Source organism: Pseudomonas sp. 21615526, from assembly GCF_013386245.1.
GTDB lineage: Bacteria > Pseudomonadota > Gammaproteobacteria > Pseudomonadales > Pseudomonadaceae > Aquipseudomonas.
The window spans coordinates 1-21,584 of record NZ_JACAOM010000028.1; the positions used below are offsets into that span (position 1 = coordinate 1).

Annotated in this window: 21 protein-coding genes; 15 read left to right on the plus strand and 6 right to left on the minus strand. The window is 59.6% G+C overall.

Annotated features, from left to right (window positions below):
- Positions 1–144: 144 nt before the first annotated feature.
- The 5 genes from HX786_RS09165 to HX786_RS09185 all read right to left on the minus strand — a co-directional run bounded on the left by HX786_RS09165 (position 145) and on the right by HX786_RS09185 (position 5,748).
- Positions 145–429, minus strand: a complete 285-nt coding sequence (locus HX786_RS09165; RefSeq protein WP_023659172.1) for a YceK/YidQ family lipoprotein — start codon at positions 427–429, stop codon at positions 145–147.
- The gene (gene ubiX, locus HX786_RS09170; protein WP_003219402.1) at positions 422–1,051 is read right to left on the minus strand and encodes a flavin prenyltransferase UbiX; all 630 of its coding nucleotides are present in this window, start codon (positions 1,049–1,051) and stop codon (positions 422–424) included. Before ubiX ends, HX786_RS09165 begins: the two co-directional genes overlap by 8 nt.
- Entirely contained in the window at positions 1,048–2,397 is a 1,350-nt protein-coding gene (gene mpl, locus HX786_RS09175; RefSeq protein WP_003219401.1) for a UDP-N-acetylmuramate:L-alanyl-gamma-D-glutamyl-meso-diaminopimelate ligase, read from the minus strand. Before mpl ends, ubiX begins: the two co-directional genes overlap by 4 nt.
- 221 nt (positions 2,398–2,618) lie before the next feature.
- Positions 2,619–3,605 carry a hypothetical protein gene (locus HX786_RS09180; RefSeq protein ID WP_256735279.1) on the minus strand — a complete coding sequence of 329 codons (987 nt, stop codon included), beginning with the start codon at positions 3,603–3,605 and terminating at the stop codon, positions 2,619–2,621.
- A gap of 232 nt (positions 3,606–3,837) precedes the next feature.
- A complete protein-coding gene (locus tag HX786_RS09185; RefSeq protein ID WP_178911980.1) occupies positions 3,838–5,748 on the minus strand; it encodes a sigma-54-dependent Fis family transcriptional regulator in 1,911 nt (636 codons plus the stop codon).
- A gap of 286 nt (positions 5,749–6,034) precedes the next feature.
- On the opposite strand from HX786_RS09185, the gene HX786_RS09190 reads away from it, so the two are divergent.
- The 10 genes from HX786_RS09190 to fic all read left to right on the plus strand — a co-directional run bounded on the left by HX786_RS09190 (position 6,035) and on the right by fic (position 16,931).
- The gene (locus HX786_RS09190) at positions 6,035–7,555 is read left to right on the plus strand and encodes an aldehyde dehydrogenase family protein (RefSeq protein WP_003219398.1); all 1,521 of its coding nucleotides are present in this window, start codon (positions 6,035–6,037) and stop codon (positions 7,553–7,555) included.
- A gap of 98 nt (positions 7,556–7,653) precedes the next feature.
- Positions 7,654–9,102, plus strand: a complete 1,449-nt coding sequence (gene eat, locus HX786_RS09195; protein ID WP_003219395.1) for an ethanolamine permease — start codon at positions 7,654–7,656, stop codon at positions 9,100–9,102.
- A gap of 64 nt (positions 9,103–9,166) precedes the next feature.
- A complete protein-coding gene (locus tag HX786_RS09200; RefSeq protein ID WP_178911981.1) occupies positions 9,167–10,561 on the plus strand; it encodes an ethanolamine ammonia-lyase subunit EutB in 1,395 nt (464 codons plus the stop codon).
- Entirely contained in the window at positions 10,558–11,406 is an 849-nt protein-coding gene (gene eutC, locus HX786_RS09205) for an ethanolamine ammonia-lyase subunit EutC (protein WP_087692359.1), read from the plus strand. Before HX786_RS09200 ends, eutC begins: the two co-directional genes overlap by 4 nt.
- A gap of 92 nt (positions 11,407–11,498) precedes the next feature.
- Positions 11,499–11,957 (plus strand): N-acetyltransferase, encoded by a 459-nt coding sequence (locus HX786_RS09210; RefSeq protein WP_003219389.1) that lies wholly within the window; start codon positions 11,499–11,501, stop codon positions 11,955–11,957.
- A gap of 240 nt (positions 11,958–12,197) precedes the next feature.
- Positions 12,198–12,854, plus strand: a complete 657-nt coding sequence (locus HX786_RS09215) for a DedA family protein (protein WP_008436520.1) — start codon at positions 12,198–12,200, stop codon at positions 12,852–12,854.
- A 6-nt stretch (positions 12,855–12,860) separates the two neighbouring features.
- On the plus strand, positions 12,861–13,691 hold the full coding sequence (locus tag HX786_RS09220; RefSeq protein ID WP_008436519.1) for a zinc-dependent peptidase: 831 nt from the start codon (positions 12,861–12,863) through the stop codon (positions 13,689–13,691).
- Between the two features lie 93 nt (positions 13,692–13,784).
- Positions 13,785–14,312, plus strand: coding sequence for an inorganic diphosphatase (gene ppa, locus HX786_RS09225; RefSeq protein ID WP_003219382.1), 528 nt, complete (start codon positions 13,785–13,787; stop codon positions 14,310–14,312).
- 214 nt (positions 14,313–14,526) lie between these two features.
- Positions 14,527–15,303 carry an XRE family transcriptional regulator gene (locus tag HX786_RS09230; RefSeq protein ID WP_177021485.1) on the plus strand — a complete coding sequence of 259 codons (777 nt, stop codon included), beginning with the start codon at positions 14,527–14,529 and terminating at the stop codon, positions 15,301–15,303.
- A gap of 506 nt (positions 15,304–15,809) precedes the next feature.
- Entirely contained in the window at positions 15,810–16,931 is a 1,122-nt protein-coding gene (gene fic, locus HX786_RS09235) for a protein adenylyltransferase Fic (RefSeq protein WP_008436517.1), read from the plus strand.
- A gap of 123 nt (positions 16,932–17,054) precedes the next feature.
- Here the strand turns inward: fic and HX786_RS09240 are convergent, their stop codons facing one another.
- A complete protein-coding gene (locus HX786_RS09240) occupies positions 17,055–17,366 on the minus strand; it encodes a DUF6124 family protein (protein WP_003219377.1) in 312 nt (103 codons plus the stop codon).
- Between the two features lie 399 nt (positions 17,367–17,765).
- Between HX786_RS09240 and HX786_RS09245 the strand changes: the two genes are divergently transcribed.
- From HX786_RS09245 to ispA, 5 genes are all read left to right on the plus strand, one after another.
- Positions 17,766–18,410, plus strand: coding sequence for an NAD(P)H-dependent oxidoreductase (locus HX786_RS09245; RefSeq protein WP_177035957.1), 645 nt, complete (start codon positions 17,766–17,768; stop codon positions 18,408–18,410).
- Positions 18,349–18,741, plus strand: coding sequence for a MerR family transcriptional regulator (locus tag HX786_RS09250; RefSeq protein WP_087692355.1), 393 nt, complete (start codon positions 18,349–18,351; stop codon positions 18,739–18,741). Before HX786_RS09245 ends, HX786_RS09250 begins: the two co-directional genes overlap by 62 nt.
- A gap of 416 nt (positions 18,742–19,157) precedes the next feature.
- Positions 19,158–20,297 (plus strand): Fic family protein, encoded by a 1,140-nt coding sequence (locus tag HX786_RS09255; RefSeq protein ID WP_178911982.1) that lies wholly within the window; start codon positions 19,158–19,160, stop codon positions 20,295–20,297.
- An 88-nt stretch (positions 20,298–20,385) separates the two neighbouring features.
- Positions 20,386–20,628, plus strand: a complete 243-nt coding sequence (locus HX786_RS09260; RefSeq protein WP_003209964.1) for an exodeoxyribonuclease VII small subunit — start codon at positions 20,386–20,388, stop codon at positions 20,626–20,628.
- Positions 20,625–21,512: a (2E,6E)-farnesyl diphosphate synthase gene (gene ispA, locus HX786_RS09265; protein ID WP_178911983.1), complete on the plus strand. Its 888-nt coding sequence runs from the start codon at positions 20,625–20,627 to the stop codon at positions 21,510–21,512. The genes HX786_RS09260 and ispA overlap by 4 nt, the downstream gene beginning before the upstream one ends.
- Positions 21,513–21,584: the final 72 nt, after the last annotated feature.

A 21,584-nucleotide genomic window follows, 5' to 3' on the forward strand; every position in this document is an offset into this window, starting at 1 on the left:
AATTCCAGGCAGGAACCCATCCAAATGTGGGAGCGGGCTTGCTCGCGATTCCGGTGGATCAGCCACTATATCATTGACTGATCCACCGCATTCGCGAGCAAGCCCGCTCCCACATTGGATTTCTGTTAATAATGGGATTAAGTACTACAGCCCGCCCGTCGCATTGAACCCAACCCCCAGCACCGTCAGCACCGACAGCGGCAACAGCAGCGTGTCGAGCAAGGCACTGGCCGGCAGGTCGACATGGGGATAGCTCGGCGCCTCGGCCCCAAAACGGTCCATCGCGCAGCACCCGCCCTGAATCGCATACATGTCCAGCCGCGTGCCGGCATACACCACCGGCGCGCCGGGCTGGGCGGCGTCCAGGGTTCGCGCAGTCGCACACCCGGTGAGTTGCAGCGCCAGCAGCACCATCAATAGTTTATTCATCACTGCTCAAATGGTGCTCGCCCCAGCGCGGCAGCATGTCCTGGGGAATGTTCAGCAGGTTGAGAATCCGCGCCACCACAAAGTCCACCAGGTCATCGATGGTCTGCGGCTGGTGATAGAAGCCCGGCGACGCCGGCAAGATAGTCACGCCCATGTTCGACAGCTTGAGCATGTGCTCCAGATGGATGCTCGAATACGGCGCTTCGCGCGGCACCAGAATCAACTGGCGACGCTCCTTCAAGGTCACGTCCGCCGCGCGCTCGATCAGGTTGTTGCAGGCGCCCGTGGCAATCGCCGACAGGGTCCCGGTGGAACACGGCACCACCACCATCGCGGCCGGTGCACCGGAGCCCGACGCCACCGGTGACATCCAGTCTTCCTTGCCATAGACCTTGATCTGCCCCGCCGCCGCACCGGTGTACTCGGTGAGGAAGGCCTGCATCATCTGCACTTTGGGCGGCAACGCCACATCGGTCTCGGTGGCCAGCACCAGTTGCGCGGCCTTGGAGATCAGGAAGTGCACCTCGCGGTCTTCGCGCACCAGGCAGTCCAGCAGGCGCAAGCCATAGGGCGCGCCGGACGCACCGGTCATCGCCAGGGTGACGCGTTCCGGGCCGCTCACTTCAGGGCCTCGGCGAGTTTGCCATGCAGGCCGCCAAAGCCGCCGTTGCTCATGATCACCACGTGAGTGCCGGGCCTGGCCTGGTGTTTCACGTGCTCGATGATGCCTTCCAGTGAGTCGCGGCAAATCGACGGCACCGTGCACAACGCGGCGATGGCAGGCAGGTCCCAACCGAGGTTGGCCGGCGCGTACCACACAACCTGGTCGGCATCGTTGACGCTTTCCGGCAAACCATCACGGTGGGCGCCCAGCTTCATGGAGTTGGAGCGCGGCTCGATAATCGCGATCACCTGGGCATCACCCACACGCTTGCGCAAGCCATCCAGGGTAGTGGCGATGGCCGTCGGGTGGTGGGCAAAGTCGTCATAGATGGTAATCCCATTCACTTCGGCGACCTTTTCCATCCGGCGCTTGACGCTTTTGAACGCGCTCAAGGCCGCAATGCCCATGGACGGCACCACGCCGACATGCCGCGCAGCCGCCAGGGTGACCAAGGCATTGGCGACGTTGTGCTGGCCGGTCATGTCCCAATCGACGATGCCTTGGGCGACGCCTTCGAACAGTACTTCAAATTTGGAGCCATCTTCGCTCAGCAGTTTGACCTGCCATTGGCCGCCAGCACCGGTGGTTTGTACCGGGGTCCAGCAGCCCATCTCGATAACTCGCTGCAGGGCAGGTTCGGTGGTGGGGTGAATCACCAGGCCTTCGCTGGGAATGGTGCGCACCAAGTGGTGGAACTGCCGCTCGATGGCCGCCAGATCAGGGAAGATGTCCGCGTGATCGAACTCCAGGTTGTTCAGGATCGCCGTACGCGGGCGGTAGTGAACGAACTTGGAGCGTTTGTCGAAGAACGCGCTGTCGTACTCATCGGCTTCGATGACAAAAAACGGGGTGTCGCCGAGGCGCGCCGACACCGAGAAATTCTGCGGCACGCCACCAATCAGGAAGCCCGGGCTCATGCCCGCATGCTCCAGCACCCAGGCCAGCATGCTGCTGGTGGTGGTCTTGCCATGGGTACCGGCAACGGCGAGTACCCAACGGCCTTGCAACACATGGTCGGCCAGCCATTGCGGGCCAGACACGTACGGCAAACCTTTATTCAGTACATATTCGACTGCCGGGTTACCGCGCACCATGGCATTGCCGATCACGACAAGGTCCGGGACCGGGTCGAATTGCGCCGGGTCATAACCTTGGGTCAGCTCAATGCCCTGGGCCTGCAGTTGCGTGCTCATGGGTGGGTAAACGTTGGCATCGGAGCCAGTAACATGATGGCCCAGTTCTTTGGCGAGCACCGCCATGGAGCCCATGAACGTGCCGCAAATACCGAGAATATGAATGTGCATAGTCGACCTCGTAAAACATCGAGGCAGGTTAGCGCAGGGAAGGGAAAATCGCACTCTTTAGCTGTAGCACGCAGGCCTTGGGGGGGGGTAGCCGCCATTGTTTGTCAGAGCGTAGGGGAATATTCGATAAGTCCGGTGCCACAGGATGCATGCATGGCATCGGACCCATCGCCAGTTTGACTGAGCATCATCCATGACTCGAAAGTTTACGCGGGGTTATGTCACACGACTTTTGTTTCGGCAGACTCTGCCGGTAATGACAGCGTTCCCATGTGCAACAACTTCCCTATGAACTTGTTTAATGCGTCGAATTTTTTATCAATAACATCCAGACGGCCTTTGTCATCGGTGCCGTCTGCGGGAGTGGCAATGTAAGGCCGGAATACCATGTCGTTTTCGTCCCCCAGTTTTTTAAGCTGTTCCTCCGCAGTTTTATACAAGGCCTCAAGCGTTTCGAGGCGCTCGCTTGGCGTACGCGACGAGGAGTCGCTCATTTTAAGTGCCGGAGCATTCGTTCCTTGACGCATTGCCATAATATTGTTGGCAATGACTTCCATGCGCAACTCGGCCAGGCCCAAGCGCGCGGTCGTGGCACCCGTGTCGGTGTCCTGCGTGGCGACGACCGATGTTGTCCCGTCGGTTTTCGCGGCAGGCACCTGCGTGCTTGGAGCCGGCTGGTGAGCCGGAGGGAGCAGTGGCGTATTGTTTGTAAACTGCGCCTTGATTGTCTCGCCAGACCAAACCGAGCCTGCGTAGGTACCAATACTCAGGGGAGCGCTGACCAATCCGCTTATACCCGCACTGACAAAGGCGTCGCGGGCTACCGTTGCCGCCTGGGGCGAGGTGTTGAACACCCCGGCCTTGACCAGCCGATCAGCAACCATCAGGTTTTGAGTCACCTGTGCCAAATCTTTAGGATCTGCGCTGGCCTGAGGCTTGAACGGCCGGTTGGCAGGCCCTTGGTTCATCAATTTTTGTTGTGTCAGCGTTTGAAAATTATTGGGTTTCTCGGGCTTGGGTAACGTTGTGGAGGTGTCTGTGGCCGGATTTTTCCCTAACCGGGGTTTAGGTTGGGGAGCTATTGGAGGGGAGCTGCCCTGGCCACCGGGACGTACTATCGGAGGCGTTACACCGCCATTGCGCGGGGCCGGTGGTTTATTCACTGGAGGTAGATTGACCGTGTTGGGCCGAACTCTAATACTATTCATGATTATTATCTCACTTGTTGTTACTATTTACCCATAAGCGCTATTAGCGAGTTATCGAGACAATCGACAACCGCCAACTTAGTAACTAAACAGATAATGAACGTTCCAGAAGACAGTCACCCACACACGAAAATACATGACAAAACATTAATACGGTGCGACGCCATTATTTAACGCACAGTCGCCCACAACACAGATTGATCACTCACAGCCAGAACAGGTAACGTCATCATTACACCTGACGCGCTATACCATACTTACGTAACTTTCTATAAAGCGTATTTCTACTGACTCCAAGCACCGTCGCCACGTGCGTCATATGCCAGTGTTGCTGCACCAATGTTGCCAGCAATGCCTGGCGCTCGGCAGCATCCAGCAATGAGTTTGCCGGTTCACTCACCGCCACCGGCACGGTTTGCACGGCACGAATCTGTGCAGGCAGGTCATCAAGCCTCACCCGCCCGTCCTCACACAGTGCGGCGAGGGTGCGCAACACCGTGCGCAACTGCCGCACGTTGCCCGGCCACGCGAACGCCAACAGGGCCTGGCGGGCCTCGCCGTCAAGCTGCACCGCCTGATCTCCCGCTTCTTCGGCCAGCAGGAAGTCCAGCAGCTGCAATTTGTCACTGCGCTCGCGCAACGGCGGCAAGGCCACTTCCAGGCCATTGAGCCGGTAATACAGGTCTTCACGAAAACTACCGTCCTGCACCCGATCAAGCAGATTACGGTGGGTAGCGCTGATAATTCTGACGTCCACCGCTTGCGGTTCACCGCCGATGGGCACTACCAAGCGGTCTTCAAGCACCCTTAATAGCCGGGTTTGCAAAGCCAGCGGCATATCGCCGATTTCATCCAGAAACAACGTGCCACCATCCGCCTGCTGCAGCTTGCCGCGCATGCCTTCCTTGCGGGCGCCGGTAAAACTGCCGCCGCGATAACCGAACAGCTCGCTTTCGATGAGGCTTTCCGGGATGGCTGCGCAGTTGAGGGCCACAAAGGCTTTATCTGCGCGCAGGCTTGCATGGTGCACGGCCTTGGCAAACGCCTCTTTGCCAGACCCGGTTTCCCCCTGGATCAGCAAAGGCACATCACGCTCGAACACCCGCAAGGCTCTGCGGAAATCGTTTTGCAGCGCCGCGTCTCCAAGGCAAATGCCCGGCAATCGCGGCCGCTCCGGCAAGGCGTGGGCCACCGGTACCGGTACGCTGCGTGGCTGGCCGCGCAACACCGCGAACAAGCCACGGCCATCGCGGGTACGCAGGGGCCAGCTGGCGCTGGCGTTCGCGCTGGCACGCCCGAGCAACTCATCGAGCGAACAATCGAAAAACGCCTCGACCGGCTGCCCCAACAACCCGCCACGGATTTGCCCGAGCAGGTTCAACGCACTCTGGTTAACCGCACAAATGCGCCCTTCACCATCGAACGCCAGCAGCCCTTCGCTGAACAGGCCCACAGACTCGGCCTGCAAATGAAAGCGCAGCAACCAGTGGTGCTCAAAATGGCGCAGGAAGTAACAGCTCTCGATCATCTTCGCCGAAAGATTGACCAGCGCCATGGTGTGGAACTGGCTCTGGCGCGACACCGCCTCCCGGGCCGAGGACACATCCAGCACCGCCAGCAGTTCGCCATGAGGGTCGAACACCGGGCTGGCCGAGCAGGTCAGGCCGGTATGTCGGCCACGAAAATGTTCATCGCGATGAATCGTCAGGGACTGGCGCTCCACCAGGCAGGTGCCGATGCCGTTGGTGCCTTCGCAGGCCTCGCTCCAATCGGCACCCAGCCACAGCCCGGCACCCTCGAAGATCTTGCGCTCGCTGGGGGCGGTGACGCAGTTGAGGATCACCCCGCGGGCGTCGGTCAGCAGCACCGCATGGCCGGCGCCGGAGAGCTGTTGATGCAGGCTGTTCATTTCATTGCCGGCGATGCTCAGCACTTGTTGCAGGCGTTCGCGGCTTTCCAGCAGGCGGCCATGTTCGAGCACCGTGGGCGCGATGGTCAATGCGGGGTCGAGGTGATAGTCCTCAAGACAACGCAGCCAGGAGCGGGCGATGGACGGATCGCTGCCGGGGCCATGCAGCGGGTCCTGCCCACGGGTGACCGTCAGGACTTGTTGGGCATGGCGACTGAAATGATCGTTTTGCATGTTCTTATTATTCTCCCTGCGTGAAGTACACCGCGCGCGAGTGCCCAGCATCCTCCAGCCTCCCGACCAATGCAATCCCGGGCAGACCCACCGGTCACAGGCTGTACCGCTTATGGCACAAACTGTCACCCAGGCTGTACCAAGCTTGCCACAGCAACGGTTTGCAACAACCTCTAAACCCTTGATTTACAGGCTCTACGAGGCACTGGCCCGACCTTTGCTCTACGCTTTAACAAGCACAACCGTGCGTCCTCCAATAAACACAAAAAGCCAGGAGATACCCACCATGCGTTACGCACACCCCGGTACTGAAGGCGCGATCGTTTCGTTCAAGGCCAAGTACGGCAACTACATCGGCGGTGAGTTTGTCGCGCCGGTCGATGGCAACTATTTCACCAACACCTCGCCGGTCAACGGCAAGCCCATCGCCGAATTCCCGCGCTCCACTGCCAAGGATATCGACAAGGCCCTGGACGCCGCCCACGCCGCCGCTGACGCCTGGGGCAAGACCTCGGCCCAGGACCGCTCGCTGGTACTGCTGAAAATCGCCGACCGCATCGAACAGAACCTCGAACTGCTGGCCATCACCGAAACCTGGGACAACGGCAAGGCCGTGCGCGAAACCCTGAACGCCGACATCCCGCTGGCCGCGGACCACTTCCGCTACTTCGCCGGCTGCATCCGCGCCCAGGAAGGCAGCAGCGCCGAGATCAACGAACACACCGCCGCTTACCACTTCCACGAACCGCTGGGCGTGGTCGGCCAGATCATCCCGTGGAACTTCCCGCTGCTGATGGCCGCCTGGAAACTCGCGCCAGCCCTGGCCGCCGGTAACTGCGTGGTGCTCAAGCCTGCCGAGCAAACCCCGCTGGGCATCAACGTGCTGATGGAACTGATCGGCGACCTGCTGCCGCCGGGCGTGCTGAACGTGGTGCACGGCTACGGCAAAGAAGCCGGCGAAGCCCTGGCCACCAGCAAGCGCATCGCCAAGATCGCCTTCACCGGCTCCACGCCAGTGGGCTCGCACATCATGCACGCGGCCGCCGAGAACATCATTCCGTCTACCGTTGAACTGGGCGGCAAGTCGCCGAACATCTTCTTCGCCGACATCATGAAAGCCGAACCGCAATTCATCGAGAAGGCCGCCGAAGGTTTGGTGCTGGCGTTCTTCAATCAGGGCGAAGTGTGCACCTGCCCTTCCCGCGCACTGGTGGAAGAGTCGATCTACGACGACTTCATGAAAGTGGTGATGAAGAAGGTCGAGTCGATCAAACGTGGCGACCCGCTGGACACCGACACCATGGTCGGCGCCCAGGCGTCCGAGCAGCAGTTCGACAAGATTTTGTCCTACCTCGAAATCGCCAAGGGCGAAGGCGCCGAGCTGCTGACTGGCGGCAAGGTCGAGAAGCTGACCGGCGATCTGGCCACCGGCTATTACATCCAGCCAACCCTGCTCAAGGGCACCAACAAGATGCGGGTGTTCCAGGAAGAAATCTTTGGCCCTGTGGTGAGCATCACCACGTTCAAGGATGAAGCCGAAGCCCTGGCGATTGCCAACGACACCGAGTTCGGCCTGGGTGCCGGCCTGTGGACCCGCGACATCAACCGCGCGTACCGCATGGGCCGGGCGATCAAGGCCGGGCGTGTATGGACCAACTGCTACCACCTGTACCCGGCGCATGCCGCGTTCGGTGGTTACAAGAAGTCAGGTGTGGGCCGTGAGACTCACAAGATGATGCTTGATCACTATCAGCAGACCAAAAACCTGCTGGTGAGCTACGACATCAATCCGCTGGGCTTCTTCTAACTGACAACCCGCTCCCACACTTGATCTTCACAAGACCTTGCTACTCATTCGGCTTACTTAAGTAAGCCGGGATAAAACAATAAGAAAGGGATTCCATCATGCCCAGCGAACCGAATGGCGCTCCGGCGTCCGGGTCTTCCGTCGACTTTGAAAAAGTCGGCACCGAATACTTCCAACAACGGGAACTGAAAAAAGGCGCTGCCGGCTGGGTACTATTAGTCGGTCTCGGTGTTGCCTACGTGATCTCCGGCGACTACGCCGGCTGGAACTTCGGCCTGGCCCAGGGTGGCTGGGGCGGTATGTTCCTCGCCACACTGCTGATGGCCACCATGTACCTGTGCATGTGTTTCTCCCTGGCCGAACTGTCTTCCATGATCCCTACCGCCGGCGGCGGCTACGGCTTTGCCCGCAGCGCGTTCGGCCCCTGGGGCGGGTTCCTCACCGGCACCGCGATCCTTATCGAATACGCCATCGCCCCCGCCGCCATCGCGGTGTTTATCGGCGCCTATTGCGAGTCGCTGTTCGGCATTGGCGGCTGGATGATCTACCTAGCGTTCTACATCATCTTTATCGGCATCCACATCTTCGGCGTGGGTGAAGCGCTGAAGCTGATGTTTGTGATTACCGCCGTCGCCGCGATTGCCCTGGGTGTGTTCCTGGTGTCGATGGTGCCGCACTTCAGTGTCGCCAACCTGCTGGACATCCCGGTGACCGAGGCCAAGGGCGCCAGCTCTTTCCTGCCCTTCGGTTATGTCGGCGTTTGGGCGGCGATTCCCTATGCGATCTGGTTCTTTTTGGCCGTCGAAGGTGTGCCACTGGCCGCTGAAGAAACCAAGAACCCCAAACGCGACCTGCCCCGCGGCCTGATCGGCGCCATTGTGGTGCTGACCAGCTTCGCCCTGCTGATTTTGGTGATCGCCCCCGGCGGTGCTGGCGCCTACGCGTTGATGGCATCGGGCAATCCGCTGGTGGAAGCCTTGTCCAAAGCCTACGGCGGCTCCACGTGGATGGGCCACTTCGTCAATCTGGTGGGCCTGGCCGGGCTGATCGCGAGCTTCTTCTCGATCATCTACGCCTACTCCCGGCAGATCTTCGCCCTCTCCCGCGCCGGATACCTGCCGCGCAAGCTGTCGCAGACCAACAAAAGCAAGGCACCGGTACTGGCCCTAGTGATCCCCGGCATCATCGGGTTCGGCCTGTCGCTGACCGGCCAAGGCGATTTGCTGATCCTGGTCGCCGTATTCGGCGCGACCATTTCCTACGTGCTGATGATGGCCGCGCACATCACCTTGCGCATCCGCCGCCCCAAAATGGACCGCCCTTACCGTACTCCGGGCGGCATCTTCACCTCGGGCGTCGCCCTGGTACTGGCCTGCATCGCTGTTGTGGCGGGCTTTCTGGTGGATCCGCGCGTGGTGATTGGCGCGGCGATCATCTATGGAGTATTAATTGCTTACTTTGCTTTCTACAGTCGGCATCACTTGGTAGCAGGCACGCCGGAAGAAGAATTTGCGGCGATCCAGGCCGCAGAGGCCGCCTTGCACTAACTGCCATAAACCTCGACGCGGGCGCTTTACTCACATTCAGCCCGCGTCGACAAGGAGACTCTGTATGGCAAGCTTTTCCCACGCGGTCGGTGCATTGACCTACCGCTTCGACAGCCTCAAGGACGTGATGGCCAAGGCCAGCCCGGCCCGCTCCGGGGATTTTTTGGCGGGTGTTGCCGCCCAGAACGATGGCGAGCGGGTCGCGGCGCAAATGGCCCTGGCCAACATTCCGTTGAAGCACTTTCTCGAAGAAGTGTTGATCCCGTACGAAAGCGACGAAGTCACCCGGCTGATTATCGACACCCACGATAAACAGGCGTTTTCCGTGGTCAGCCACCTGACCGTCGGGGGTTTGCGGGATTGGCTGCTCAGCGACGCGGCCGACGAACAGAGCCTGCGCGCCCTGGCGCCCGGGCTGACACCGGAAATGGCCGCCGCCGTGTCGAAGATCATGCGCGTGCAGGATCTGGTACTGGTGGCGCAGAAAATCCGCGTCGTCACACAGTTCCGCGGCACGATGGGCCTGCGCGGGCGCCTGTCCACCCGCCTGCAGCCCAACCATCCCACCGATGAGCCGGCCGGTATCGCCGCGAGCATTCTTGACGGCCTGCTCTACGGCAACGGCGACGCCATGATCGGCATCAACCCGGCCACCGACAGCATCGCCTCGATCTGCGCGATGCTGGAAATGCTCGACGCGATCATCCAGCGTTATGAAATCCCGACCCAGGCCTGCGTGCTGACCCACGTCACCACCTCCATCGAAGCCATCAACCGTGGCGTGCCGCTGGACCTGGTGTTCCAGTCGATCGCCGGCACCGAGGCGGCCAATGCCAGTTTCGGCATCAGCCTGAGCGTGCTGCAGGAAGGCTACGACGCGGGCCTGAGCCTGAACCGCGGCACCCTCGGGCACAACCTGATGTATTTCGAAACCGGCCAGGGCAGCGCCTTGTCGGCCAACGCACACTTTGGCGTCGACCAGCAAACCTGCGAAACCCGCGCCTATGCCGTTGCCCGGCATTTCAAGCCGTTTTTGGTGAACACGGTCGTAGGATTTATCGGCCCCGAGTACCTGTACAACGGCAAGCAGATCATCCGCGCCGGCCTCGAAGACCACTTCTGCGGCAAGCTGCTGGGCGTGCCCATGGGGTGCGACATCTGCTACACCAACCATGCCGAAGCCGACCAGGACGACATGGACACCCTGCTCACCCTGCTGGGCGTGGCCGGGATCAACTTCATCATGGGCATCCCGGGCTCCGACGACATCATGCTCAACTACCAGACCACTTCATTTCACGACGCGCTGTACGCCCGCCAAACATTGGGTTTAAAGCCGGCACCGGAGTTTGAACAGTGGCTGGCGAAAATGGGCATCTTCACGCAAGCCGACGGCAAGGTGCACTTCGGCAACAGCCTGCCACCGGCATTCCGCCACGCCTTGGCGCAACTGGGATGAAGAAGGAACCGCCCGTGCACATCGACACCCCGGAAAACAACGTGGACAACCCGTGGCTTGAGCTGCGGCGCCTGACCCCGGCGCGGATTGCCCTGGGCCGCACCGGCACCAGCATGCCTACCGGTGCGCAGCTGGATTTCCAGTTCGCCCATGCCCAGGCCCGCGACGCGGTACACCTGCCGTTTGATCATGCAGGGCTCAGCAGCCAATTGGCGGAGCGTGGCCGCGACAGCCTGCTGCTGCACAGCGCCGCCGTCGACCGTCACAGCTACCTGCAACGCCCGGACCTTGGGCGCCGCCTCAGTGATGAATCCGCCCAGGCCCTGCGGGACTATGCCGAAGCCAACCCCGGCGGCGTGGACCTGGCGGTGGTGGTGGCCGATGGCTTGTCGGCCCTGGCGGTGCATAAACATACGTTGCCGTTTCTTACACGCATGGAGGAACAAACCCACGCTGAAGGCTGGTCGCTGTCACCGGTGATTCTGGTGGAGCAGGGCCGTGTCGCCGTCGCGGATGAAGTCGGCCAGTTGCTCGGGGCAAAAATGGTAGTGATCCTGATCGGCGAGCGGCCGGGGCTCAGCTCGCCGGACAGCCTGGGGCTGTATTTCACCTACAACCCCAAAGTCGGCCTCACTGACGCCTACCGCAACTGCATCTCCAATGTGCGCCTGGAAGGCTTGAGCTACGGCATGGCCGCTCACCGCCTGCTTTACTTGATGCGGGAGGCCTGTCGCCGGCAGTTGTCGGGGGTCAACCTCAAGGATGAAGCGCAGGTACAAACTCTCGAGTCGGATGATCCCGACCTGATGAAAGGAAACTTCCTGCTCAGCCCACCGAAGGACTGATCCCTGCACGATTGCGCTTTTTCTCTGCTTTAGGCAGCATCGAGACACGGCCGCTTGTGTGGTCATACCCCATTTGGAAGTTGAGGCCTGGCATGCGGATTACTCAAGCGACCCTGGAACACCTGGACCTGTTGACCCCGCTTTTCGTCAAATACCGCGAGTTTTACGGCGCGCTGCCGTTTCCTGATTCGAGCCGCGCCTTCCTGGAAAAACGCCTGCGCCGCAAGGAGTCCGTGATCTACCTGGCGCTGGCCGACGATGACGACAAGAAACTGCTTGGCTTTTGCCAGCTGTATCCAAGCTTTTCATCGTTGTCCCTCAAGCGGGTGTGGATCCTCAACGACATCTACGTCGCCGAAGACGCACGCCGGCAGTTGGTGGCCGACAACCTGATGCGTACCGCGAAGAAGATGGCCAAGGAAACTCAAGCCGTGCGCCTGCGTGTGTCCACCAGCAGCGACAACCAGGTGGCGCAGAAAACCTATGAGTCCATCGGTTTTCGGGAAGACACCGAGTTCAAGAATTACGTGCTTGCGATCAGCGATGACTGACAACTATTAACCAAACCTCATACATCTGTTGTGGGAGCCCCCTCCCACACTGACGCTGTGTCTACAATCAGATCGCTTTCGCGACATTCCCCGCTACAAAACCAGCACGCTTTTCACAACTCTATCCGTATAATGCGGACCTTTCAGGGTCGTAAGAAATACGCCACTACCTTGTAGCCCTTATTACCCGAAGCCTCCGCACAGGCCCGCTGAGCCAGGCCATTCACACAGGTGCCCTCCATGGATTTCAACCCGCTTGACCTTATCCTGCATCTCGACGTGTACCTCGACATGCTGGTGAGAAACTACGGAGTGTGGATCTACGCCATTCTGTTCCTGGTTATCTTTTGCGAAACCGGCCTGGTGGTCATGCCGTTTCTGCCGGGTGATTCCTTACTGTTCATCGCCGGCGCTGTTGCAGCGGGCGGCGGCATGGACCCGATATTGCTGGGCGGCCTGCTTATGCTCGCGGCCATCCTGGGTGACAGTACCAACTACGTGATCGGACGAACGGCCGGGGAACGCTTGTTCAGCAACCCCAACTCGAAGATCTTCCGCCGCGACTACCTGCAAAAAACCCACGACTTCTACGACAAGCACGGCGGCAAAACCGTGACCCTGGCGCGCTTCCTGCCGATCCTGCGCACGTTTGCGCCGTTCGTCGCCGGTATCGCGAAAATGCCTTACCCGCGCTTCTTCGGTTTCAGCGTGTTCGGCACCGTCCTCTGGGTCGGCGGCCTGGTAACCCTGGGCTACTTCTTCGGCAACGTGCCGTTCATCAAGAAAAACCTGTCGCTGCTGGTGGTGTTCATCATCCTGCTGTCGCTGGTACCGATGATCATCGGTGTGTTCCGCAGCCGCTTTGGCCGCAATTCCACCGAAGCCAAGCCGCAGTAACCTGCGATGTGGTCCCTCAGCGCCTGGCGTCGCCGGCGCCTGCTGGCCAAGCACCCGATTGCCGATGAAACGTGGCAGCGGGTGCGCCATCACCTGACGTTCCTCGACGGCATCACTGCCGAGCAAGACCAGTGGCTGCGGGAAGCCTGCGTGGTGTTCCTCGCCGAAAAACACCTCACCGCCCTGCCCGGCGTCGAACTGCACCAGGAACAGCGCCTGCTGCTCGCCGCCCAGGCACAGCTGCCGCTGATGAACCTTGGCGACCTCGACTGGTACCAGGGCTTCCACGAGATCGTGCTGTACCCCGACGACTTCCTCAGCCCGCAGCGCCATCGCGACGCCAGCGGCGTGGAGCACGAGTGGGACGGCGAGCACAGCGGCGAAGCCTGGCAACAGGGCCCGGTGATCCTTGCGTGGCCCGGCGTACTGGCCAGCGGCAACTGGGAAGGCTACAACCTGGTCATTCACGAACTGGCCCACAAGCTGGACATGCTCAACGGCGACGCCAACGGCCTGCCACCCCTGCACCACGACATGCGCGTGCAGGAATGGGCCAGCGTCATGCAAAGCGCCTTCGACGACCTCAACCGCCAGCTCGACCGCAACCCTGACGCCGAAACGGCCATCGACCCCTACGCCGCGGAAAACCCGGCCGAGTTCTTTGCCGTCACCAGCGAATACTTCTTCAGTGCCCCGGATTTACTGGTCAGCAGTTATCCACAGGTGTACGAGCAACTGAGCCACTTCTACCGTCAGGATCCCCTGGCGCGCCTGCACCAACTGCAGGCCGGCGACGTGCGGTATCAGACGGAACGCCAAGCGCACTACGACGTCTGACGCATGGCATCGGCGTCAGAATATGCCTATAATCGCCGCCACTTTTAGGCCAATCCGGCCATGTTCCATGGCCAACTACGGGGGCAACGCCCAATGAGCTACAGCAAGATTCCGGCTGGCAAAGACCTGCCGAACGACATCTACGTCGCCATCGAGATTCCGGCCAACCACGCGCCGATCAAATACGAAATCGACAAAGACAGCGACTGCCTGTTCGTTGACCGTTTCATGGCCACCCCGATGTTCTACCCGGCCAACTACGGTTTCATCCCCAACACCCTGGCAGACGACGGTGACCCCCTCGACGTGCTGGTCGTGACCCCTTACCCGGTTACCCCAGGCTCGGTTATCCGCGCCCGCCCGGTCGGCATCCTGAACATGACTGACGACGGCGGCGGCGATGCCAAAGTTATCGCAGTACCACACGACAAGCTGTCCCAGCTGTATGTCGACGTGAAGGAATACACCGATCTGCCGCCACTGCTGCTGGAACAGATCAAACACTTCTTCGAGAACTACAAAGACCTCGAAAAAGGCAAATGGGTGAAGATCGACGGTTGGGGCAATGCAGACGCCGCCCGCGCCGAGATCCTGAAGTCGGTCGCTGCCTACAAAGGCTGATACCGCTATTCGCTCTGAAAAAGCCCCGATTAAACGGGGCTTTTTTTGTGGGAAAAATATAAACATCCGGCTACTTTAATAAACATATTTACAGCAATTGTTTAACTAGCTTAATCAACTAGCAGAATAGTCCTGCGATAAGGAAACACCTAAATACAGCAACTCAACGCATGGTTTATTTGATCTGATTTTACGGCCAGTAAACTCTGCGTTTATGAATACATCAGGTGATCGCTTAAGAGCGCTATTACGGGAAGTTCATCTTTCCGCTTCCGACTTCGCCAAGAACCGCGATGTTACGCCTCAACACGTAAACAACTGGTTCAAACGCGGCGTCCCCATGGGCCGGCTCAACGAGTTCGCAGAATTGTTGTGCGTCACCAGCCGTTGGCTGCGCACAGGCGAAGGCCCCAAACATCCACCCGCCAACTACCTGCTGGAAGGATCCGATGCAGACACCTCCCACCGTATCGCCCGCGAGACCAGCGGCAACTACATCACCCACCCGGTCTCGGGCCCGGTAAAAATCGACGTGGAGATCCCCCTCCACCCCACCTTCACCTCGACCGAAAGCATCCGCCTCTCCCTGCACACCCTTGAAGCCATCGGTGTAAGCCCGGAGCGGGCACTCGGGGCCTACATGGTCGGCAACAGCATGATCGACATCATCCAGGACGGAAGTACCCTTGCCATCGACTGTGGTCGCAAACAGATCATCGATGGCGAAATCTACGCGGTAGAGCACGACGGAATGCTGCGGATCAAATACCTCTACAACCGTCCAGGAGGTGGCCTGCGGATGCGCAGCCACAACAGCGCCGAGCATCCGGACGAGTTTTTGACCTATGAGCAGCGGCATGAGCAGAACTTTGAGATTCTGGGTTGGGTGTTCTGGTGGGCGACACTGAATAACCGCCGCCCGCCGGTGCCGCTGGATGAGCATTTATTGGGCTACGAAGGCTCTAAATCGGATCCGGAGCTGGGAAATTGAGGCGAATGTGGGTATTATCCGCCGCACATTTGGCAGGGGGTTGGCGTGAAGCCGGTCCGCCCTGCCTGGCGATGCGGAGGAGTTCCCGCTGATGCCCCTTATCACCTGGGTGCGAGCCTGGGTGAACGATTTGAAGGCTGGTGAGGTTTACCAAAAATAAGCTGAACCAGTCCCCGAGAAGCCGGCCACAAGCCGGCTTTTTAATGCCTGGAAGAAATGCGCTACACCTGCCAGGCATCGAGCTATTTGAGAACGCGCCAACCGCTCCAAGGCACGCAAGCCGTCTTTTCCATCCTCAGGACATTCGCCTGATACGTCGCTAAAAGCCCGTTCCAAGAACACGTTTCGCATACCTGTCGTTACCAACGACATGACATCAAGACGTGTCGCAGAAATCAAAATATAGCGACACGTAGTGCACGCATGTTTACACTGACGCCACGAAAGGGCGCCCTGATGAGCCCCTCTTACCTTTAGACGGATAAGTCAAAGACCGAGCCCCATCCATGACCGCATCCCACCTTCCCTGGCAGGCTGACAAGCCCTACAACCAGCTTCCCACTTTGCCACCGGCAACTGTTCTGGAAACCCATGCAGTGCTCAAACGCTGCATTGAGGCCCGCACAGCCCTGGCCGAATTGAAGCAAGCGGCTGAGCTGATCCCTAACCAGACAATGCTGATCAACACCATTCCATTGCTGGAGGCCAAGGACAGCTCAGAGATCGAAAGTATCGTCACCACCACGGATTTGCTCTTTCAGCATGCTCAGGATGGAGATAGCCACGCAGACCCAGCGACCAAGGAAGCACTGCGCTACCGCAAAGCCCTGCAGAAAGGTTATCAATCGTTGGCCGACCGCCCACTCTCCACCGGTACTGCAGTCGAAATCTGCCGCACGCTTAAAGGCGTGAACATGGATATACGCCGGGTGCCAGGAGTCCAGCTAGCCAACGACCGAACCGGCGAGATCATCTATACCCCACCGGAAGGCGAAGATCGCTTACGTGACATGCTCGCCAACTGGGAGCGCTTCCTGCACAACGAGACCGACCTGGATCCATTAGTACGTATGGCGGTTAGTCACTATCAATTCGAAGCCATTCACCCATTCACCGACGGCAATGGCCGTACCGGGCGAGTGCTCAACACCCTGTACCTGATCCAGGAAGGCCTGCTGAATCTACCGATTCTCTACCTTAGCCGTTACATCATTGCCCATAGAGCCGATTACTACCGCCTGTTGCTTGATGTCACTCGCGAACAAGCCTGGGAGCCTTGGCTGCTGTACATGCTCAGCGCTGTGGAAGAAACAGCACGCTGGACTTGTGCAAAAATTGCCGCTATTCGCAGCCTGTCCGAGCACACCACCCAGTTTGTTCGTGAGCAGTTGCCGAAAACCTATTCCCGCGAGCTGGTAGACGTCATTTTCGAACAGCCCTACTGCCGCATCAGCAACGTCGTCGACAAACAGATTGCCCAGCGTCAAGCAGCCTCCCGTTACCTCAAAGAACTAGTCGCCATCGGCGTTCTGCAAGAGGTTCAGGTTGGCAAGGAAAAGCTCTTCATCCATCCCAAACTGATGCAGCTACTCACTCGCGACAGCAATGACTTCAAGCCATACGCCTGAGGAGACCGCTTTAATCCATGGCGATCGTCTGCCGGGATTTCCGCCCCTGAGCCAGGATGATGAGCATTTGGTCAGTAGATCGCTGACCAAATGCATCGCAACCTCAGCGTAGGCTTAAGGTCCTCACCTCGGCTGCAAACAGTCCAGCGCTCGATCCACCACCACCTTCGACATTTCCACCAAATGCATCACCGCCCGCTGTGCGCCATTCAGCGGCTCGGTCGACGCCTGGGCGGTTGCTACGGCGCAATGCAGCAACTCGGCAGCATGGGCCAGCGCATCTTCGAAACTCAGTTCGTCATCGACGGTAAACGGGTTGGGTGAAGGCTGCGCGTCCGGCGCTTTAAGGTAGTGATCGATCACTCGACGCGAGGCATCAGTGTCGCGGAGTAAGGCTTTATGGAATGCGGGTGGATCGGGGGTAACTTTGACCATGGTAAATCTCCAATCAAACATTTGGAGCCACCACTCCTCGCGACTAAACGAAGGCGGCAGCTGTACGCAGGTTAGTCGACCGGTCGATTGGAAACCCGGCGCGCCCGAGGGCGCCCTGCGCACAGCCACCATAAAAGTGCAGGCGAAAAACGGCCTGACTCATGAACTGATCGTGCGCCAATCGAATCCGGGCGACTAAACCCGATCACCGAATATGCAGTGACGGAACGCAGACTAGTCGCGGGATTTTGCTGGCGCAAGCGCTTGGAATTCTCTAGGAAACGTCCTGCAAATGAAAGGGATCAGTCTTCCTGGCCATTCCCAATCACTGCATCTTCTTGACTCTCCCCCTAAGGTCACACCTCACCCTGAAACCCCAGTTTTCAGGACCGCACCACCATGAGCCAACGCATCCTGGTCATCCTCGGCCACCCTTCCAGCACCAGCTTCTGCTCGGCCCTCACCGACACCTACATCACCTCGGCCAAAACCGCCGGTCACGAAGTGCGCGTCCTGCGCCTCGGCGACCTGACTTTCGATCCCATCCTGCACAACGGCTACAACCAAACCCAACCCCTGGAACCCGACCTGCTCAACGCCCAATCCGACATCCTGTGGGCCAATCACCTGACGTTTGTCTTCCCCATCTGGTGGGGTGGCATCCCGGCTTTGATGAAGGGCTTTATCGACCGAATTCTCCTGTCTGGTTTCGCCTTCAAATACCGCAAAGGCAAAGCCTTCCCCGACAAACTCCTGAAGGGCAGAACCGCGCACTTGCTGGTGACCCTGGACACGCCGCCGTGGTATTACAGGTGGTTCTACCGCATGCCCGCGCTGCACCAGATACGCAAGACGACGCTGGAGTTTTGTGGCATCCAGCCGATCAAGACGTTGCAGTTCGGGCCGGTGCTTGGCTCTACGCCAGCACAGCGGGAACAGTGGCTGAAACAGGCCGGCGCACTCTTTGGGAAAAGGATTTTTCATGTACATCGGCAAAGCCGCGCAACTGTCGGGCACAACCATCAAGGCGATTCGTCACTATGAGGCCATCGGCCTGTTGCCGCCGCCGCAGCGGGAAGGCCGTTATCGGATTTACTCTACGCAAAGTGTCGAGCTGCTGACGTTCATCAAGTGTGCCCAGCAGTTGGGTTTCAAGCTCAAGGAGTTGCAGGTGATTCTGGTCGGGCATCCTGGTGATGGGTTGCCCTGGGAGCTGGCGGACAAGGCAATCACCAACAAAAAGCAGGAACTGATGAAGCAAATCGAAGCGCTGCAGAAGATGCACGGGGGATTGGTCGAATTTGAGGCCAGTCTCAAGGACGCTCAGGGTCAATGCAACGCACCACCGAAAACGCCACGGCCGTCAATGAGCTGAACCGCTGTTTTACGTAGTACCGGGCAGCGGCTCGGAACAGAAAAAGCTTCGCAAGTAATGGAGTGGTTTCCGGCCGCACTGGGAAAGGTCCACTTCGAGCGCGATTGGCAATGGCGTGCTGGCGGGAAGTTGGACGGCGATTACCGGCGTGTGGGACGCCATCAAGCAAGCGCAGGAGATCTTCAAGGACGCCGGCAAGCTGTTTGAAAGCCTGGGGGCGACAGCCAGCGAATCGATGGAGCTGGCGAGTACTGCGCCAAAGGTTATGGAACAGGCGATCCTGCTGGCCAGTGATGAGGCGGCGCTGTACCTGATGTGCGCATCTGACTGGACAGTGAGCCGAATAGCTCACACAATCGGCTCACCAAATGAGCCGAATAAGCCTTCTATTCGGCTCACATACCGAGCATGCCTCTATGGATCACCCGAACTGGATCTGGCAACAACCGGACTGGCCGCACTTTCACTGGCAACCAGAGCGCCTTGCAGCGTTGTTGCGAGAGTGCACGCAGGTGCAAGGAAAGTTGCTGGGCATGCTCGGTTCGGTCAGCCAGGCACAGAGTTCAGAGAATGAACTGGATGCGTTGCTGCAAAACATTCTGACCTCCTCGGCAATCGAGGGTGAGCAACTGAATATGGGTTCCGTACGTTCCTCTTTGGCCCGACGCCTGGGCCTGGAGCAATTGCAAGACGGCTCAGTGAGCCGACGCAGCGAGGGTCTGGCTGACTTGATGCTGGACGCCACGCAACAGTTTGCTCAACCGTTTACCCTCACCCGTCTATTTAACTGGCATCGGTGGTTGTTTCCCGCCGAGGAGGCCCGCTTTTCCACCCACGGCTTGAACGTAGGCGCGCTAAGGGGGGATGAGCCCATGCAGGTTGTGTCGGGACGACTGGACCGACCCACTGTGCATTTCGAGGCCCCACCCCGCCAAGGGCTAGAGCAGTCGCTGGACGATTTCATCGAATGGTTTGAAGCCAGTCGCCATCATGCGGCCCTTGACCCATTGCTGCGCGCAGGCCTGGCGCATTTCTGGTTCGTCACCCTGCATCCCTTCGATGATGGTAATGGTCGTCTGACGCGGGCGATTACCGACCTCGCGCTTGCCCAGGCAGAGCATCAAGCGATCCGCTTCTACGCGATGTCGGCGAGCATCCTTGAAGACCGGGCGGGCTATTACCGTGCACTGGAAACCAGTCAAAAGGCCACGCTGGATATCACCGATTGGCTTGAGTGGTTCCTGCAAACGCTGCTTCGTAGCTTGCAGCAGGCCATGGTGCGGATTGACCGGGTGCTGGGCAAAACCCGCTTCTGGCAGCAGCATCGGGACCACGCACTCAGCGCCGAACAGACCAAAGTCTTGAATCGCCTGCTCGACGGTGGCGAAAAGGGCTTTGAGCACGGGATCAGCGCCGCCCAGTATCAGGCAGTGGCCAAAGTGTCCAAGGCCACGGCGACCCGACATCTGGCCGATCTTCTGGAAAAAAACTGCCTGGTTCGGCTACCCGGCGGCGGCCGCAGCACCCGCTATCAAATCAACACCCAAGGCGATTGATTTACAAGGCAAATCCCCCCACTCATTTGCCCCAATCCCCCATGTCTGCTAGTGTCGCGCCGGTTTACCGTCTACCGGAATAGCCGCCATGGCCCGCAAAAAAGTTGCACTCGATTTCGAACAATCCCTCGCCGACCTGCAAACCCTGGTCGAGCGGATGGAGAACGGCGAGTTGTCGCTGGAAGACTCGCTGACCGCATTCGAGCAAGGCATCGGCCTGACCCGCGACTGCCAGAGCGCCCTGGCGCAGGCGGAGCAGAAGGTCCAGGTGTTGCTGGAACGCGATGGGGAGTTGGCCGAAGAACCTTTCGATGCGGAACAGCCTGAATGATCGACGCTTATCAGGCCGACAGCCAGGCCCGGGTCAATGCTGCGCTGGATCCGCTGTTTGTCGCGCCCAGCCCTGAGCTGAACCGCCTGTATGAGGCCATGCGCTACAGCGTGATGAACGGTGGCAAGCGCGTTCGCCCGTTGCTCGCCTATGCGGCCTGTGAAGCCCTCGGCGCCCAGGCGGAGGAAGCCAACGGCGCCGCCTGTGCGGTGGAGTTGATCCACGCTTACTCCCTGGTACACGACGATTTGCCGGCAATGGACGACGACGATCTGCGTCGCGGCCAGCCCACTACCCATAAAGCCTTTGATGAAGCCTGCGCGATTCTCGCCGGTGACGGCCTGCAAAGCCTGGCGTTCAGCGCCCTGCTGGACCCGCGCCTGAGCAGCGTCAACGCCGAGATCCGTCTGCGCATGGTTACCGCGCTGGCGCTGGCCGCAGGGCCTGCCGGCATGGTCGGCGGCCAGGCGATTGACCTGGGCTCGGTCGGTTTGAAGCTCGATCAACAAGCCCTGGAATACATGCACCGCCACAAGACCGGCGCGCTGATCGAGACCGCCGTGCACCTCGGCGCCCTGGCCAGTGGCCGTGCCGAAGCTGCGCAACTGGCGGCGCTGCAAACCTACGCGCGGGCCATCGGCCTGGCGTTCCAGGTGCAGGACGATATTCTCGACGTTGAAAGCGATACCGCGACCCTCGGCAAGCGCCAGGGTGCTGATATCGCACGGGACAAGCCGACTTATCCTTCGCTTCTCGGGCTGGAAGCCGCCAAGGCGTACGCCCTGGAGCTGCGGGACCAGGCCCTGGATGCCCTGCGACCTTTCGACGCGGCTGCCGAGCCACTGCGTGACCTGGCGCGGTATATCGTCGAACGTCGCCACTGACAACAGCGGCCTTTTCCACCGCATATCAGCCAAGTTCGGCGCTCTGCGTGGGCAGTTTGCGATGCTTGAGGT

Bases quoted from the DNA above. Each gene is read 5' to 3' on its own strand.
- HX786_RS09165 (WP_023659172.1), bottom strand. From the start codon at position 429: ATGAATAAACTATTGATGGTGCTGCTGGCGCTGCAACTCACCGGGTGT.
- mpl (WP_003219401.1), bottom strand. From the start codon at position 2,397: ATGCACATTCATATTCTCGGTATTTGCGGCACGTTCATGGGCTCCATG.
- HX786_RS09180 (WP_256735279.1), bottom strand. From the start codon at position 3,605: ATGAATAGTATTAGAGTTCGGCCCAACACGGTCAATCTACCTCCAGTG.
- HX786_RS09185 (WP_178911980.1), bottom strand. From the start codon at position 5,748: ATGCAAAACGATCATTTCAGTCGCCATGCCCAACAAGTCCTGACGGTC.
- HX786_RS09190 (WP_003219398.1), top strand. From the start codon at position 6,035: ATGCGTTACGCACACCCCGGTACTGAAGGCGCGATCGTTTCGTTCAAG.
- eat (WP_003219395.1), top strand. From the start codon at position 7,654: ATGCCCAGCGAACCGAATGGCGCTCCGGCGTCCGGGTCTTCCGTCGAC.
- HX786_RS09200 (WP_178911981.1), top strand. From the start codon at position 9,167: ATGGCAAGCTTTTCCCACGCGGTCGGTGCATTGACCTACCGCTTCGAC.
- eutC (WP_087692359.1), top strand. From the start codon at position 10,558: ATGAAGAAGGAACCGCCCGTGCACATCGACACCCCGGAAAACAACGTG.
- HX786_RS09210 (WP_003219389.1), top strand. From the start codon at position 11,499: ATGCGGATTACTCAAGCGACCCTGGAACACCTGGACCTGTTGACCCCG.
- HX786_RS09215 (WP_008436520.1), top strand. From the start codon at position 12,198: ATGGATTTCAACCCGCTTGACCTTATCCTGCATCTCGACGTGTACCTC.
- HX786_RS09220 (WP_008436519.1), top strand. From the start codon at position 12,861: ATGTGGTCCCTCAGCGCCTGGCGTCGCCGGCGCCTGCTGGCCAAGCAC.
- ppa (WP_003219382.1), top strand. From the start codon at position 13,785: ATGAGCTACAGCAAGATTCCGGCTGGCAAAGACCTGCCGAACGACATC.
- HX786_RS09230 (WP_177021485.1), top strand. From the start codon at position 14,527: ATGAATACATCAGGTGATCGCTTAAGAGCGCTATTACGGGAAGTTCAT.
- fic (WP_008436517.1), top strand. From the start codon at position 15,810: ATGACCGCATCCCACCTTCCCTGGCAGGCTGACAAGCCCTACAACCAG.
- HX786_RS09240 (WP_003219377.1), bottom strand. From the start codon at position 17,366: ATGGTCAAAGTTACCCCCGATCCACCCGCATTCCATAAAGCCTTACTC.
- HX786_RS09245 (WP_177035957.1), top strand. From the start codon at position 17,766: ATGAGCCAACGCATCCTGGTCATCCTCGGCCACCCTTCCAGCACCAGC.
- HX786_RS09250 (WP_087692355.1), top strand. From the start codon at position 18,349: ATGTACATCGGCAAAGCCGCGCAACTGTCGGGCACAACCATCAAGGCG.
- HX786_RS09255 (WP_178911982.1), top strand. From the start codon at position 19,158: ATGGATCACCCGAACTGGATCTGGCAACAACCGGACTGGCCGCACTTT.
- HX786_RS09260 (WP_003209964.1), top strand. From the start codon at position 20,386: ATGGCCCGCAAAAAAGTTGCACTCGATTTCGAACAATCCCTCGCCGAC.
- ispA (WP_178911983.1), top strand. From the start codon at position 20,625: ATGATCGACGCTTATCAGGCCGACAGCCAGGCCCGGGTCAATGCTGCG.